Source organism: Streptomyces sp. YKOK-I1 (genome assembly GCF_054660435.1).
In genome coordinates this window covers 2,553,487-2,568,236 of record NZ_BAAGDR010000001.1, presented here as the reverse complement: position 1 = coordinate 2,568,236, position 14,750 = coordinate 2,553,487, and the positions used below count along the sequence as shown (strand labels likewise).

Sequence of the window (14,750 nt, the reverse complement as noted above, 5' to 3'; positions counted from 1 at the left end):
CACACCCACCGCCTCGCACCAGGAAGGTGTCCCCCCGTGGAAAACGGCGCCGCCCAGCCCGTGATTGTCGCCATCGACGGTCCCTCCGGCACGGGCAAGTCGAGCACGTCCAAGGCCGTGGCCGCCCAGCTCGGGCTGAGCTACCTGGACACCGGCGCCCAGTACCGGGCGATCACCTGGTGGATGGTGACCAACGGGATCGACATCGAGGACCCCACGGCCATCGCCGCCGTCGCGGGCAAGGCGGAGATCGTCTCCGGCACCGACCCGGCCGACCCGACGATCACCGTCGACGGCGTGGACGTCGCCGGCCCGATCCGCACCCAGGAGGTCACCTCCCGGGTCAGCGCGGTCAGCGCGGTGCCCGAGGTGCGGGCCCGGATCACCGAGCTCCAGCGGTCGCTGGCCGCCGACGCCGAGCACGGGATCGTCGTCGAGGGCCGGGACATCGGCACGACCGTGCTGCCCGACGCCGACCTGAAGATCTTCCTCACCGCCTCGGCGGAGGCGCGCGCCGCCCGCCGCAGCGGTGAGCTCAAGGGCGCCGACGTGGCCACCACCCGCGAGGCGCTGATCAAGCGGGACGCGGCCGACTCCTCCCGCAAGACCTCCCCGCTCGCCAAGGCGGACGACGCCGTCGAGGTGGACACCACCGAGCTGACCCTCGCCCAGGTCATCGAGTGCGTCGTCACCCTCGTCGAGGAGAAGCGGGCCGGAAAGTGAGCGAGCCGATCCAGCTGCCCTCGGAGCGGGGCGCCGAGATCGGCCGGCGCATCGGCGTCGGCCTGATGTACGGCCTGTGGCGGCCGCGGGTGCTGGGTGCCTGGAAGGTGCCCGCCAGCGGTCCGGTGATCTTCGCGCCCAACCACTCCCACAACCTCGACGGCCCGATGGTCATCGGCGTGGCGCCCCGGGCCTCGCACTTCCTCGTGAAGAAGGAGGCGTTCGTCGGCCCGGTCGGCAGCTTCATGGTCCACACCGGCCAGATCGCGGTCGACCGTGCGAGCACCGACCGCACGGCGATCGCCCGCGCCCTCGGCGTCCTGGAGAACGGCGGTGTCCTCGGCATCTTCCCCGAGGGCACCCGCGGCGAGGGCGACTTCGCCTCCCTGCGCGCCGGACTCGCCTACTTCGCCGTGCGCAGCGGGGCGCCGATCGTGCCCGTCGCGGTGCTGGGAAGTTCCGAGCGGCGCGGACGGTTGGTCAAGGGGCTGCCCCCGCTGCGCTCCCGCGTCGACGTGGTCTTCGGCGACCCCTTCGAGGCGGGCGACGGCAGCGGACGGCGTACGCGCAAGGCGCTGGACGAGGCGACCGAGCGCATCCAGAAGAACCTGGCCGCCCACCTGGACCACGCACGGCGGCTCACCGGCCGCCCGCCCACGGGCGCATAAAACGCCGGGCGCCCGACCGGGTGCCGGGCGACACTGAGTAGTGGATCACACCGGAACGAGCGGGGTGATCCACCGACCACCACGATGGAACGACGAGGTACGCACTTCATGAACGACCACATCCAGCCCGGCGGCCCGGACGGCGTCGAGCACGATCACGGGGCGCTCGGCGACGCCGAGTACGCGGAGTTCATGGAGCTCGCCGCGGAGGAGGGCTTCGACCTCGAGGACGTCGAGGGCGCCATCGAGGAGGCGGGACACGGCCCGCTCCCGGTGCTCGCGGTCGTCGGCCGGCCGAACGTCGGCAAGTCGACCCTCGTCAACCGGATCATCGGGCGCCGTGAGGCCGTCGTCGAGGACAAGCCCGGCGTCACCCGCGACCGCGTGACCTACGAGGCCGAGTGGGCGGGCCGCCGCTTCAAGGTCGTCGACACCGGCGGCTGGGAGCAGGACGTCCTCGGCATCGACGCCTCCGTGGCCGCCCAGGCCGAGTACGCGATCGAGGCCGCCGACGCGGTCGTCTTCGTGGTGGACGCCAAGGTCGGCGCCACCGACACCGACGAGGCCGTCGTACGGCTGCTGCGCAAGGCCGGAAAGCCGGTCGTGCTGTGCGCCAACAAGGTCGACGGGCCGAGCGGGGAGGCGGATGCCGCGTACCTGTGGTCCCTGGGCCTGGGCGAGCCGCACCCCGTCTCCGCGCTGCACGGCCGCGGCACCGGCGACATGCTGGACGCTGTCCTGGACGTGCTGCCGGACGCCCCCGAGCAGCTCTTCGGCGGCGCCGGGATCGGCGGCCCCCGCCGGATCGCCCTCATCGGCCGCCCGAACGTCGGCAAGTCCTCGCTGCTGAACAAGGTGGCGGGCGAGGAGCGCGTCGTCGTCAACGAGATCGCCGGCACCACCCGTGACCCGGTCGACGAGCTGATCGACCTCGGCGGCGTGACCTGGAAGTTCGTCGACACCGCCGGTATCCGCAAGCGGGTCCACCTCCAGCAGGGCGCCGACTACTACGCCTCCCTGCGCACCGCCGCCGCGGTGGAGAAGGCGGAGGTGGCGGTCATCCTGATCGACGCCGCCGAGTCCATCTCGGTCCAGGACCAGCGGATCGTGACGATGGCCGTCGAGGCCGGCCGCGCGATGGTCATCGCCTACAACAAGTGGGACACCCTCGACGAGGAGCGCCGCTACTACCTGGAGCGGGAGATCGAGACCGAGTTCGGCCAGGTCGCCTGGGCGCCCCGGGTCAATGTCTCGGCGCGCACCGGCCGGCACATGGAGAAGCTGGTCCCGGCGATCGAGACCGCCCTGGCCGGCTGGGAGACCCGTGTCCCCACGGGCCGCCTCAACGCCTTCCTCGGCGAGCTCGTCGCCGCCCACCCCCACCCGGTCCGGGGCGGCAAGCAGCCGCGCATCCTCTTCGGCACCCAGGCGGGCACCAAGCCGCCGCGGTTCGTCCTCTTCGCCTCCGGCTTCATCGAGGCGGGATACCGCCGCTTCATCGAGCGCCGGCTGCGCGAGGAGTTCGGCTTCGAGGGCACCCCGATCCATATCTCGGTGCGGGTGCGCGAGAAGCGCAGCAAGAAGAAGTAGGCAGGAGCGAGGGGGGTCCGTGACCGTGTCACGGACCCCCCTCGCTCAGTAACCCCTTCGGGAGATCGGCGGCAGCGCCGCCGGGACGGGCACCATCGACGTCTGCTGCCGCTCCGGCTGCGGGCCGATCTGCCCGACCCGCTGCCACTGCGACTGCTGCCGCGCGGTCTGCGCACCCGCGCTGTAGGCACTGTAGGAGTGGCTGAACGAGCCGGGCCGGTAGACCGTCGGCGCCTCCGTACGGTGCGGGATGTTCCCGAAGGCGGTGAACCCCAGATCGTCCTCGCCGCTGCGGTCACCCGGCAGCGAGCGGAACGTCTTGACGTACTCGGCGTAGAGCGCGTCGTAGATCGGCGTGGCCGACGGGCCGCCCTGGGAGTCCTGGGCCGGTCGCGCGGAGGGGACCGACGGATACACGGGGCGGCGGGGAACCTCGTAGCTGTGCACGTAAGTGCAAACGACCCGCGACTTGAAGAGATGCGGTTCCGCAGTATGCCTTCAGGGGCGCGGGGAACTGCGCGAACAACCACGACGGTGCCGCAGCCGCCGTACATCCGCAGCCCCCCGCTCGGTGGTCGCTCAGGTACCGGCGAGCGGCATGGCCGCCCCCACCAGCTTCCCGTTCGCCGCCGCCTTGTCCAGCGCGTCCCGCAGCAGATCCTCCCGCGGCTGCCGCCCGATCGACCCCACCGGCGCCGCGAACATCAGCACCTGCTGGTGCTTGTTGGCGGCGGCCCGCCACCCCTCCGTCACCTGGAGCGGCTGGTGCGCCTGCCACCAGGCGACCGGCTGCCCGCCGTGCGCCGAGGGCTGGAGCACGGCGTGCAGCTGACCCATCGCCAGCAGCACCGACCAGCCGTGCTGCACCGGCGGCACCTCGGACAGCTCGGACAGCGGCATGAAGCCCTGCTCGATCAGGAGCGGCAGGAAGTCGTCGCCGGCGCCGGTGGTGCCCGGGCGCACGATGGGCGCGGTGGGCTCGACGACCAGCGCGGGGTGCAGCTCCCCGGCGAGCAGGACGAGCCCGCTGGTCACCCCGAGCACGGCCTGCTCGGGGACGACCTTCTGCGGGTCCAGTTCGACGCTGTCGCCGCTGATGGAGCGGACGGCTCCCTGGAGCTGCTCCTCGGTGACCTGGACGACCTGCGAGGGCAGACAGGTCGCGTGGGCGAAGGCGAGGACGGCGGTCTCGTCCCCGATGAACAGGACGGTGCTGGTGCGCTCGTGCGCGGAGTCGCCCGGGGTGCGGCAGGAGGTGCAGTCGTAACTGCCCGGGGCGTTGTCTCCGGCGAGCAGCCGGTCGGCTTCTTCGTCGCCGATCTCGGCGCGTACCTCGTCGCTGACGTCGAGCATGCGCGGCACGGGTGACTCCCTCGGAAGGCGGTGCGTCGGTGGGCCGGGTGGGTTCCCGGCTCATGAGATGACAACGGGGGAGCTGTGGTGGGGGTCACGCTGGACGACTGAGTCGTTCACATCACCGAACACGGATGGTCACGTTCCGTGGGGAATGCGACACTCCCTGTCAAGTAACGGGAAGGTCACGGGGGTTGACCCCGTGAACTGACTCACAGCACGCCTCGACAGCTGTCCGACAAAACCTGAAATCAGGGGATGTAGTGGGTGGCCGAAATCAACTGCTACTCACGGTAACCCTCAACTGGCCTGCGGGAACAGGGATGTGGTTGATAACGGATCGTCAGGCTCCCTAGATTGCTCCGCCGTGTGCAGCGAGCACCGCTCGGGTACGTCCACCGGCCGCGCCAAGCAGGACCAGAGGCGCAGCGACACCGCCGGCGGACGGGGCGGAGCGTGACCCCCACGTCTCCACGTGGGAAGCGCCCCGCCCGGGGGAGACCCGGGTTTGCAGAGAGGGAACTTCATGTCCGAGTGTGCCGATCACTACACCCGCAAGACGCGCAAGACGGCGGTCCTCGCCGGGGCGGCACTGCTCGCCCCCCTGGGACTGCTGGCCGCGACCGGCAACGCCGCGGCGGCGGACAGCGGGGTGTGGGACCGCATCGCCCAGTGCGAGAGCGGCGGCAACTGGCACATCAACACCGGCAACGGCTACTACGGCGGACTGCAGTTCTCCGCCTCCACCTGGCGCGCCTACGGCGGCTCGGCCTACGCGGCCACCGCCGACAGGGCCAGCCGGGAGCAGCAGATCGCCGTCGCCACCAAGGTCCAGAAGTCCCAGGGCTGGGGCGCCTGGCCGGTCTGCTCGGCCCGCGCCGGAGCCACCGGCAGCGCCCCGTCGACCTCCGGGTCCTCCACCACCAACTCCAGCTCCACCAAGTCGAGCTCCACCAAGTCGAGTTCGAGCAAGTCGACCCGGTCGGGCAAGCCGGCGGACACGACGAAGTCCGGCTCGGCGCAGGGCAGTTCGTCCCAGGCGCCCGAGCGCACCACGACCGGCACCTCGCGCGGCAGCAGCCGCGGGGACTACACCGTCCGGACCGGCGACACCCTCAGCACCATCGCCGCCGCGCACAACACCACCTGGCAGCGGCTCTACGCCGCCAACCGGACCGTCATAGGCAACGACCCGGACCTGATCCTGCCGGGCCAGCGCCTCGCGTACTGAGCCGAACGCTCCGGCCCCGCCGGACTTCACGGCCCCGTCCGGACCATCCTCCGGGCGGGGCCGCCGTGTTCAGCGGCCGCGCCGCACCCGTTCGCCCGCCTCCCCGGCGAACACGACGGCCCCGCGCCGCAGTTCGTACACGAAGACCCGTCGGCCGCGCAGCGCGGGCGGCAGCCGCTGCTCGGCGAGGACCACGCACGCGTCGAGCGAGGCGAGCAGGGCGTACGTCCGGGCGGCGACCGCCGGGGACATCCCCTGGGCCGGCTCGTCGACGAGGACCACGCGCGCGTGCGCCGACAGGGCGCGGCACAGGGCCACCATCCGCTGCTCACCCCCCGACAGGGTCCCGGCACGGCGGGCGAGCAACGGCACCAGCGGCGGGTAGAGCGCGGGGTCGGCCCCGGAGAGCTCCAGGTTCTCCCGGACCGTCAGCGAGCCGAACACCACCCGCCGTTCCGGGACCAGGCACAGCCCGCGCCGCGCCCGCTCGAACGCGGGCATCCGGGTCACGTCCGCCCCGTCCCACACCACCGCCCCGCCCGCCAGCGGTACGGTCCCGGCCAGCGCCCGCAGCACCGTCGTACGACCGGAGCCGTTGCGGCCCAGCAGGACGGTGAGGCCCGGGGCGGGGGCGGTGAGGGTGACGCCGTGCAGGGCCTCCAGCGGGCCGTACCGCACGCGCGCGTGCCGCAGCGAGATCACCAGGCCGCCCCCTCCGGGGAGTCCAGGGAGTCCAGGGAGTCCAGGACACGGTCGGGCGGACCCGAGGCGACGATCCGGCCGGCCGCCATGACGTGCACGACGTCCGCGAGCCCGGCGACCAGATCGAGGTCGTGCTCGACGACGAGCAGGGCGGTGCCCTCGGCGGCCAGGGCGCGCAGGATCCGGGTCAGCGCGTTCACCTCGGCCGTGTCCAGCCCGGCGGCCGGCTCGTCCAGCAGCAGCACGCGCGGGCCTCCCGCGTACGCCCGGGCCAGCTCGACCCGGCGCAGGGTGCCGGTGGGCAGCCCGGCCGCGGGCCGTGCGCGGACCGGCCCGTCCAGCCCGAACAGCGCCAGCGCCCGCTCCACGGCCTCCGGTCCGCCGAGCCGGCCCTGCTCGGCGCCCACCCGCACGTTCTCCGCCACCGTCAGCGACGGGAACACGGCGAGCTGCTGGAAGGTCCGCGCGACACCGAGCCGGGTCCGGGCGTGCGCGGGCAGCCGTGTGATGTCCCGCCCGGCGAACCGCACCTGCCCGTGGACCGGGCGCAGGGTGCCGGCCAGACAGTGGAACAGCGTGCTCTTCCCGGCGCCGTTGGGCCCGACGACGGCGGTGACCCGCCCACCGGGAACCTCCAGCCCGACCCCGCCGAGAGCGGTGAACCCGCCGTAGCGGGCCTCCAGACCACGAGCGGTGAGAAGCGGCGGGCCCGCCGCACGGGCTGTCCCACGGGGCCGGGACGGGGCGGTGGCCGGTGGGGCAGGTGTGGCCGGTGGGGCCGGTGCGGGGGTGGAACGCGGTGCGGTGGCCGGTGCGGTCGGCGCCCCGGCAGAGTGCGGCGCGAGTCGGCTTCGTACCCGGGTCCCCAAAGGGGTCAGTGCCGGTCTCCGCCGGGCAGGTGCGCGCGCCCATGCCGCCCGCAGGGCCTCGTACGGCCCGTCCGGGAAGCGTCCCGTCAGGGCCGCCAGGACGCCGACCAGGGCCGCCGCCACCCCGCCGCGGGCGCCCGCGTCCAGGCCCACCAGCAGGGCCGCCGCCACGAGCGCGCCCAGGGCGTTGTCGGCGCCCAGGACCACCACCGCGGCGAACCAGAGCAAGCTGCGGACGGGGTCGTAGGCCGTGGCGTCGAAGGAGCGCAGGCCCATGCCGAGCAGGGCGCCGCCGAGCGCGGCCAGCGCGGCCCCCGCGACGAAGGCGAGCAGCTTCAGGGACGGCACCCGCACGCCCGCCGCCGAGGCACCCGGCTCGTGGTCCCGCATCGCCGCCAGCGCCCGCCCGGTGCGGCCCCGGCGCAGCGCCCGCGTGGCCAGCAGCGCCAGGACGAGCAGGGCCAGCTCCAGGACGTAGTAGGCGCGGTCCCCGTCGAAGCCGGCGGGGCGGCCCAGGGACAGGTCCGCGGTGGCGTACGGCTGGGCGAGGACGAAACGGCTCACGCCGACGCCGACCGCGAAGGTCGCGAGGGCCAGGGCGAGGCCGTGGCGGCGGATCGCCGGCCGGCCGGTGAGCAGGCCGAGCGGGGCCACCAGCAGGACCGCCACGGCCAGGGCCACCGGCTCGGGAAGGCGGGGGAGCCCGGGGAAGCGGCCCGCGGCCAGCAGCGCGGTGAACAGGGCGCCCAGCCCCGCGTACGCCGCCTGCCCGAGGGAGATCTGGCCGCCGCGGCCGGTGACCACCACCAGGGACAGCAGGATCACCGCGAGGGCCGGCACCTGGACCGCGGTGTGCAGATCGGACCCCGCGAAGCCGAGCGGCAGCAGGAACAGCACCGCGGCCACCCCCCACGCTCCCGGCGGGGTCCGCACGCGTGTGCCCACCGCGGCCGGGGGCACGTCCCGGGTGCCCACACCGGGCAGGACGAGCGCGGCGATGAGCAGCGCCACCACGAACAGGTTCGCGCCGACCGCCTGCACCAGCGGCGCCGCCCAGCCCGACGGGTGCAGCCGGGTCAGCTGGCTCTGCGCGATCCCGATGCCCAGCGCCACCGCCACCGCGACCGGCAGACTGCGCATCCGGGCCGCCACCGCGACCGCGAGCACCTCCATCACCAGCAGCGGCAGACCGTACGGGTCGAGCCGTACGTACGGCGCCAGCAGCACGCCCGTCACCCCGGCCGTGAACGAGCCGAACGCCCAGCCCGCGGCCGCCACCCGGTCCGCGTCGACCCCGCCGAGCACGGCCAGCTCCCGGTCGTCGACCACCGCCCGCAGCTCCCGCCCGAAGCGCGTCCACCGGATCACCGCACCGACCCCGGCGGCCAGCACCAGCACCACCGTGAGCTGCCCCCAGGGATCCGCCGGGACCAGCTCGGGCGCGTCGTCGCGCGCCCCCTGCCCCCACACCAGCGCCGCCCCGCCCACCAGCAGCACGAACACACCGATCGACGCCACCAGGGTGCGCGCCGGGTCGTTGCCCAGGACGGCGAGCGGACGGAAGACGAACCGTTCCAGCAGCACCCCGATCCCGGGCGCGAGGAACAGCAGGGTCGCCACGGCCCCCAGCCACAGCGGCCACCCCCACTCCACGACGCACTGCCGCAGCGCGTAGGCGCAGACCATCGCGATCGCCCCGTGCGCGAAGTTGAGGACCCCGGTCGCCCGGTGGGTGACGACCAGACCGATGCCGGTGAGGGCGGCCGCGCTGCCGACCGCGAGGCCGGCGAGCGTGAGGTCGTAGGTCAGGGACGACATCAGGAGTCCGCCGCGTCCGGTTCGCAGATGGGGCACGGGTCGAGGTCGCCGCCGGCCAGCAGCCTGCCGTCCACCGGCACCGCCTCCGGCTTCCCGGCGACCAGCGGACAGTCCGCCCGGTGCCACAGCGTGCCCCCGGGCACCATCCGCAGCTCACTGCTGACCGCGACGGGCGCGGACACCGCCGGCTCCGGTGCCCCGGACTCCTCGCCGACGGCCACCAGAAGGCCGTAGAGCTCCTCCACGCGCGCGGTGGCGGCGGGCGCCCGGCCGGACGCCAGCAGGACGGCCCCGGCGACGATCAGCGCCGCGCCCGGGACCGTGCAGGAGGCGAGATACGGGAGCTGCCGTGCGGTGAAGCGCTCGCCGGAGACGCCGTACCAGCCCGCGACGCACAGCACCGCGCCCGCGGCCAGCCCGACCCAGCCGGCCCACAGGACGGGGGGCACGGTCCGCAGTCGTCCTGTCCGCATCCCACGCTCCCGCCGCAGTCCGCCGATGGCTTGCACTATGCCTTCTGCAAGCTGACCCTGAAAGGACCGGGCGCGCACGCCCGGACCGACACCCGGTGGTGAGCGTGATGCTTCTCGGGAGCGACCTCGGACGGACCCGGGGGACACAGGGGACGCGGGGGACGCGGGGCATACGGGCGACGGCACTGGCGGCGGTGTTCCTCCTCGCGCTCGCCCCGGCCCTCGCGGCGTGCGGCGACGACGGGGGCGGGGGCGGCAAGGCGACCGTGACGGCCACCGCGACGGTCGGCGGGGCGGCCACCGCGCCCACCGACGCGGCGGCGGCCGAACAGCAGGTCCGGCAGAACTGGCAGACGTTCTTCGACCCGGCCACCTCCACCGCCGACAAGCAGGCCCTGCTGGAGAACGGCCGGATGATGGGCCCGATGCTCCGGGCCTTCGCCGGGGACCAGCGCGGCGGACAGGTGGCGGCCGAGGTCGAGAAGGTCGAGTTCACCTCCCCGACCGAGGCGACCGTGACGTACACCCTCACCCTCGACGGCGCGACCGCGCTGCCGAGCGCCACCGGGAAGGCCGTCCTCCAGAACGGCACCTGGAAGGTCTCCGTCACCACCCTGTGCGCCCTGGTCGGGCTGAGCGGTGATGCGTCGGCGTCGGCGGTCCCGGGCTGCTGAGGGCGCTGCCGCCGCGCTGCTGCTCCTGCTGAGCGCGGCCTGCGGCAGCCGGCTCCCGGAGAGCGACTTCGAGCACGCCACCGCGTCCCCGCGGGCCGCCCCGGTCCGCGTCGGCGTGATCACCAGCACGACCAGCCCCCTCGGCGGCGCCGCCTTCACCGGGCCGCGCGACGGGGCGGTGGCCTGGTTCGACCGGATCAACGCGCGCGGCGGCATCGACGGCCACCGCGTCGAGGTGCGGCTGTGCGACGACGGCGGCAGCGGTGTCGGCAACAACACCTGTGTGCACCGGCTGCTCGACGAGGACAAGGTCGTCGCCCTCGTCGCCACCACCTCCCTCGACTACGCGGGCGCCCCCCGCGTCTCCCACGCGCGCGTGCCCGACATCGGCGGCCAGCCCATCGGCCCCGCCTACGACACCTGGCCGCACCTCTACGGCATCTACGGCAGCCTCGCGCCCCGCGACGGCACCCCGGGCTGGGACGGCGAGCTGTACGGCGGCACCGAGGTCTACCGCTACTTCAAGCGGGAGCACGGCGCCCGTACCGCCGCCGTCGTCTCCTACAACCAGCCGGCGTCCACGTCCTACGCCCGGCTGGTCGAGCGGGGGCTGAGGGCCGAGGGCTACCAGGTGGTCGCGGAGCAGGTCGACTTCGCGCTGCCCAACTTCCGCGCCGCCGCCGCCGACCTGAAGGCGCGGGGCGCCGACCTCGTCCTCGACGCCCTCGACACCCATGGCAACGCGCGGCTGTGCGAGGCGATGGACCAGGTCGGGGCCCGGGTCACCGCCAAGGTCACCCATGTGCAGAACTGGACGTCCACCGTCCCCGAGGACTACAGGAACTCCCCGGCCTGCCGCGGCGCCCTGTGGGTGACCGGGTCCAGCCGGAACTTCGACGACACCTCCGACCCGGCCGTACGGGAGTTCCGGGAGGCGACGAAGGGCCTGCCGACGCACTCCCAGTGGCAGCTGGAGGGCTGGGCGGCGGCCCAGTGGTTCACCCGGGCGGCGCGGTCGTGTGCGGCGAGCGGCATCACGCGCGCGTGCGTCGACGCCTTCATGGACCGCAGCGAGGGCTTCGACGCCGGCGGCCTGCTGATCCCGGTCGTCTTCGAACGGCTCACCGCGCCGCCGAAGACCCGGCGGACCTGTCTGTCGGTCGCCCGCTGGCGGGACGGCAGGGGCTGGATCACCCAGGGGGACATGGACCGCACCTGCTTCGACGTCCCCCAGCTCGCCTACCCGCCCTGATCGGCCGCCTCCAGGGCCGCGTACTCGGGGTGGTGGAGGTCGAACGCCGGGGACTCCGAGCGGATCTTCGGCAGGGTGGTGAAGTTGTGCCGCGGGGGTGGGCAGGAGGTCGCCCACTCCAGGGAGCGGCCGTAGCCCCAGGGGTCGTCGACCTCGACCTTCTCGGCGTACTTGGTGGTCTTCCAGACGTTGTAGAGGAACGGCAGCGTGGACAGGCCGAGCAGGAAGGCGCCGATCGTCGAGACCGTGTTCAGGGTGGTGAAACCGTCGGCGGCGAGATAGTCGGCGTACCGGCGGGGCATGCCCTCCGCGCCCAGCCAGTGCTGCACCAGGAACGTCAGGTGGAAGCCGACGAAGAGGGTCCAGAAGTGCATCTTCCCGAGCCGCTCGTCCAGCATCTTCCCGGTGAACTTCGGCCACCAGAAGGAGAATCCGGCGAACACCGCGAAGACGACCGTGCCGAAGACGACGTAGTGGAAGTGCGCGACGACGAAGTACGAGTCGCTGACCTGGAAGTCCATCGGCGGAGAGGCCAGGATCACCCCGGTCAGCCCGCCGAACAGGAACGTCACCAGGAAGCCCGCCGCCCACAGCATCGGCGTCTCGAACGACAGGGAGCCCTTGAGCATGGTCCCGGTCCAGTTGAAGAACTTCACGCCGGTCGGGACGGCGATCAGGAAGCTCATGAAGGAGAAGTACGGCAGCAGCACCGCGCCCGTGACGAACATGTGGTGCGCCCAGACGACGATCGACAGCCCGGTGATCGTCATGGTCGCGCCGACCAGGGTGAGGTAGCCGAAGATCGGCTTGCGGCTGAAGACCGGGATGATCTCGGTGATGATCCCGAAGAACGGCAGCGCGATGATGTAGACCTCGGGATGCCCGAAGAACCAGAACAGGTGCTGCCACAGCAGCGCCCCGCCGTTGTCCGCGTCGAACACCTGGGCGCCGAACCTTCGGTCCGCCTCGAGCACCAGCAGGGCCGCCGCCAGCACCGGGAAGGCGAAGAGGATCAGGATCGAGGTGAACAGGACGTTCCAGGTGAAGATCGGCATCCGGAACATGGTCATGCCGGGGGCGCGCATCCCGAGGATCGTCGTGATGAAGTTGACCGCGCCGAGGATCGTGCCGAACCCGGCCAGCGCCAGCCCCATGATCCACAGGTCGGGGCCGATGCCGGGGGAGAACCGGGCGCTGTTGAGCGGCGCGTAGGCGAACCAGCCGAAGGCGGCGGCCCCGCCCGGGGTGAGCAGGGAGCCGAGCACGATCAGCCCGCCGAACAGGAACAGCCAGTACGAGAACATGTTCAGCCGGGGGAAGGCGACGTCCGGGGAGCCGATCTGGAGCGGCATCAGCTCGTTGGCGAAGCCCGCGAAGGACGGGGTCGCGAAGAGCAGCAGCATGATCGTGCCGTGCATCGTGAACAGCTGGTTGAACTGGTCGTTGTCCACGATCTGGAGTCCGGGCCGGGCGAGCTCGGCCCGCATCACCAGGGCCATCGCCCCGCCGATCAGGAAGAACACGAACGACGTGATCAGGTACAGGTGACCGATCTTCTTGTGATCGGTGGTGGTGAGCCAGTCGACGACCACGCGGCCCCTGCGCCTGCGTCGCACGGGTGGTGCCGTCGCCGGTACGGTCTGTGTCCCCATCGCTCGCCCCTGCGGAGGTTGTGTGGCCAAGTGGTGCATTTCCTACGAGGTGTCAGCTCCCGCGAACCCGTGCGAAAAGGCCGGGGAAAGGGGCTCGGGGGAGGATTCTCCGGGAACATTCCGCCGGTTTTTCCGAGGAGCGGTGACGACACGCGGGAATTACGTTCGAATGCGTACGGAAGGCCCCGGGAACCGCTCGTCCGTGTGACCGAGTTCGACCGGAACATCCGTCGTGATCCTGTGACAGAAGCGTGACCGGAGTGATCCGCACGCGCGTTCCGGGGGGTTTCCCCGGTGGCCCCGCGCGGCCTAGCGTGGGCCGTATGTCAGTGAACGAGCCCCAGGACAATCCGGACGGATACGTCGGTCTCGACGCCGCTCACGCCGAGCGGCTGGCCCGGGAACGGGGGTGGTCGACCGTCCGCGCGCTGGCGCCCGGGACGATCATCACCATGGAGTACCAATTCGGGCGGCTGAACTTCGAGGTGCGCGACGGGCGGGTGGCGCGGGCCTGGAAGGGCTGAGCACGACACGGCGAAGGCCCCGGTTCCCGTCAGGAGGGGAACCGGGGCCTTCGGTCGCGGGACCGGTTGTGCGTACCGGTGGTCCCGCTGCTCAGGGGGTCTGCCGCCGGTCAGCCGCCGGCCAGCGGCCGGGCCGCGGAGGCGGTCGCCCCGCGCGGCACACGCTCGGTGTGCGGGGGTCTTCGGCTGCCGACGGGGGTGACCGGGGTGCGCTCGGAGCGGGGCGTGTGCGGGCCCGGGGCCAGGTAGACCGGCGCCCGGGGCGAACGGGCGGCCGCGACCGTCTCGCGGGCCGCCGCGGCCTCCTCCTGGGCCGTGGGCCGCGGTGCGAACGGCACGGGTACGGCGACGGGCGCGGCCGGCGCCGGGAGGGTGCCGGTGCGGCGCTCGCGCCAGCGGTCGCGCAGGTCGAGGATTCCGATCTCGGCACGGGCGATCAGCGGCTCGCACCAGGGCAGGGCCAGCAGGATCAGCAGCCCCGCGGCCCAGCCGAGTACGACATCGCTCAGCCAGTGCGTACCGAGGTAGACGGTGGTCAGACCGACGCCCAGCGAGACCACCGCGGAGACGGCGGACAGCCAGCGGCGGGCTCGTGGAGTGGAGGCCAGATAGGCCAGGATTCCCCAGGTCACGACCGCGTTGGCGGTGTGGCCGCTGGGAAATATGTCGCCGCCCAGACCCATCTCGTTGGAACCGATGGCGGTCGCGTAGTGCGGTCCGAGCCGGCCCATGCCGAGCTTGGCGGCGCCGACGGTGATGTTCAGCAGCAGCAGCGAGGCGCCCAGGGTGAGCAGCGGGCGCAGGGTGTGCTGCCGCCAGGATCTCCAGCCGAGCCAGGCCGCGACCATGACGGCGGTCGGGCCGCGCTGGCCGAGGACGACGTAGTAGTCCAGGAACGCGTGGATCTCGGGCCACTGCTGGTACGGCCGGAAGAACATGACCTGCCAGTCGAGGCGGACCAGCCACGAGGTGACCACCACGAGCCACACGATCGCCAGATAGAAGGCCAGGGTCGCCGCGAACAGCGCGATCCGGTGCCTGCTCATCCTCGGCACATCGATGTGGGCCGGTCGTTCCGGCTCACGGTCGAGCCTGGCGAACACCCGGTCCAGACGGGTGAGGTTTCGTTCGGTACGCACCTAAACGACGTTACAGCGAGTGAGCTCGGCGCCCGACCGAATCCCCTGGTTTGTGATGACCATGTGATGTGGGATTGCTCTC

General features: G+C 72.8%; 14 protein-coding genes. 7 read left to right on the top strand and 7 right to left on the bottom strand.

Features of this window, described 5'->3' with window-relative positions; all coding sequences use genetic code 11:
- Positions 1 to 36 precede the first annotated feature (36 nt).
- The 3 genes from cmk (at position 37) to der (ending at position 2,981) form a co-directional block, all read left to right on the top strand.
- Positions 37 to 723, top strand: a complete 687-nt coding sequence (gene cmk, locus ACYQ8Q_RS10925) for a (d)CMP kinase (RefSeq protein ID WP_460064053.1) — start codon at positions 37 to 39, stop codon at positions 721 to 723.
- On the top strand, positions 681 to 1,391 hold the full coding sequence (locus ACYQ8Q_RS10920) for a lysophospholipid acyltransferase family protein (protein ID WP_460064050.1): 711 nt from the start codon (positions 681 to 683) through the stop codon (positions 1,389 to 1,391). Before cmk ends, ACYQ8Q_RS10920 begins: the two co-directional genes overlap by 43 nt.
- Positions 1,392 to 1,499: 108 nt before the next feature.
- Entirely contained in the window at positions 1,500 to 2,981 is a 1,482-nt protein-coding gene (gene der / locus ACYQ8Q_RS10915; protein WP_460064049.1) for a ribosome biogenesis GTPase Der, read from the top strand.
- A 45-nt stretch (positions 2,982 to 3,026) separates the two neighbouring features.
- On the opposite strand, the gene ACYQ8Q_RS10910 is transcribed toward der, so the two are convergent.
- Both ACYQ8Q_RS10910 and ACYQ8Q_RS10905 read right to left on the bottom strand, forming a co-directional pair.
- Entirely contained in the window at positions 3,027 to 3,428 is a 402-nt protein-coding gene (locus ACYQ8Q_RS10910) for a hypothetical protein (RefSeq protein WP_460064047.1), read from the bottom strand.
- Positions 3,429 to 3,560: 132 nt separating this feature from the next.
- A complete protein-coding gene (locus tag ACYQ8Q_RS10905) occupies positions 3,561 to 4,343 on the bottom strand; it encodes a hypothetical protein (RefSeq protein WP_460064044.1) in 783 nt (260 codons plus the stop codon).
- 517 nt (positions 4,344 to 4,860) lie between these two features.
- Between ACYQ8Q_RS10905 and ACYQ8Q_RS10900 the strand changes: the two genes are divergently transcribed.
- Positions 4,861 to 5,565: a LysM peptidoglycan-binding domain-containing protein gene (locus ACYQ8Q_RS10900; protein ID WP_460064043.1), complete on the top strand. Its 705-nt coding sequence runs from the start codon at positions 4,861 to 4,863 to the stop codon at positions 5,563 to 5,565.
- Between the two features lie 69 nt (positions 5,566 to 5,634).
- On the opposite strand, the gene ACYQ8Q_RS10895 is transcribed toward ACYQ8Q_RS10900, so the two are convergent.
- The 3 genes from ACYQ8Q_RS10895 to ACYQ8Q_RS10885 are packed head-to-tail and all read right to left on the bottom strand — an operon-like array spanning position 5,635 to position 9,427.
- Entirely contained in the window at positions 5,635 to 6,270 is a 636-nt protein-coding gene (locus tag ACYQ8Q_RS10895; RefSeq protein WP_460073251.1) for an ABC transporter ATP-binding protein, read from the bottom strand.
- On the bottom strand, positions 6,264 to 8,954 hold the full coding sequence (locus tag ACYQ8Q_RS10890) for an ABC transporter permease subunit (RefSeq protein ID WP_460064042.1): 2,691 nt from the start codon (positions 8,952 to 8,954) through the stop codon (positions 6,264 to 6,266). Before ACYQ8Q_RS10890 ends, ACYQ8Q_RS10895 begins: the two co-directional genes overlap by 7 nt.
- Positions 8,954 to 9,427, bottom strand: a complete 474-nt coding sequence (locus ACYQ8Q_RS10885; RefSeq protein ID WP_460064039.1) for a hypothetical protein — start codon at positions 9,425 to 9,427, stop codon at positions 8,954 to 8,956. Before ACYQ8Q_RS10885 ends, ACYQ8Q_RS10890 begins: the two co-directional genes overlap by 1 nt.
- Positions 9,428 to 9,534: 107 nt before the next feature.
- Here ACYQ8Q_RS10885 and ACYQ8Q_RS10880 point away from each other — a divergent pair, with 107 nt between their 5' ends.
- Complete coding sequence (locus ACYQ8Q_RS10880; RefSeq protein WP_460064038.1) at positions 9,535 to 10,101, top strand: hypothetical protein; 567 nt, start codon at positions 9,535 to 9,537, stop codon at positions 10,099 to 10,101.
- A complete protein-coding gene (locus ACYQ8Q_RS10875; protein ID WP_460064035.1) occupies positions 10,070 to 11,353 on the top strand; it encodes an ABC transporter substrate-binding protein in 1,284 nt (427 codons plus the stop codon). The genes ACYQ8Q_RS10880 and ACYQ8Q_RS10875 overlap by 32 nt, the downstream gene beginning before the upstream one ends.
- On the opposite strand, the gene ctaD is transcribed toward ACYQ8Q_RS10875, so the two are convergent.
- Positions 11,341 to 13,005, bottom strand: coding sequence for an aa3-type cytochrome oxidase subunit I (gene ctaD, locus ACYQ8Q_RS10870; RefSeq protein ID WP_460064033.1), 1,665 nt, complete (start codon positions 13,003 to 13,005; stop codon positions 11,341 to 11,343). The two genes, ACYQ8Q_RS10875 and ctaD, sit on opposite strands and share 13 nt — an antisense overlap.
- Positions 13,006 to 13,328: 323 nt before the next feature.
- Between ctaD and ACYQ8Q_RS10865 the strand changes: the two genes are divergently transcribed.
- Positions 13,329 to 13,529 (top strand): I78 family peptidase inhibitor, encoded by a 201-nt coding sequence (locus ACYQ8Q_RS10865; RefSeq protein ID WP_460064031.1) that lies wholly within the window; start codon positions 13,329 to 13,331, stop codon positions 13,527 to 13,529.
- Between the two features lie 110 nt (positions 13,530 to 13,639).
- Here the strand turns inward: ACYQ8Q_RS10865 and ACYQ8Q_RS10860 are convergent, their stop codons facing one another.
- Positions 13,640 to 14,668 (bottom strand): phosphatase PAP2 family protein, encoded by a 1,029-nt coding sequence (locus ACYQ8Q_RS10860; RefSeq protein ID WP_460064030.1) that lies wholly within the window; start codon positions 14,666 to 14,668, stop codon positions 13,640 to 13,642.
- Positions 14,669 to 14,750: the final 82 nt, after the last annotated feature.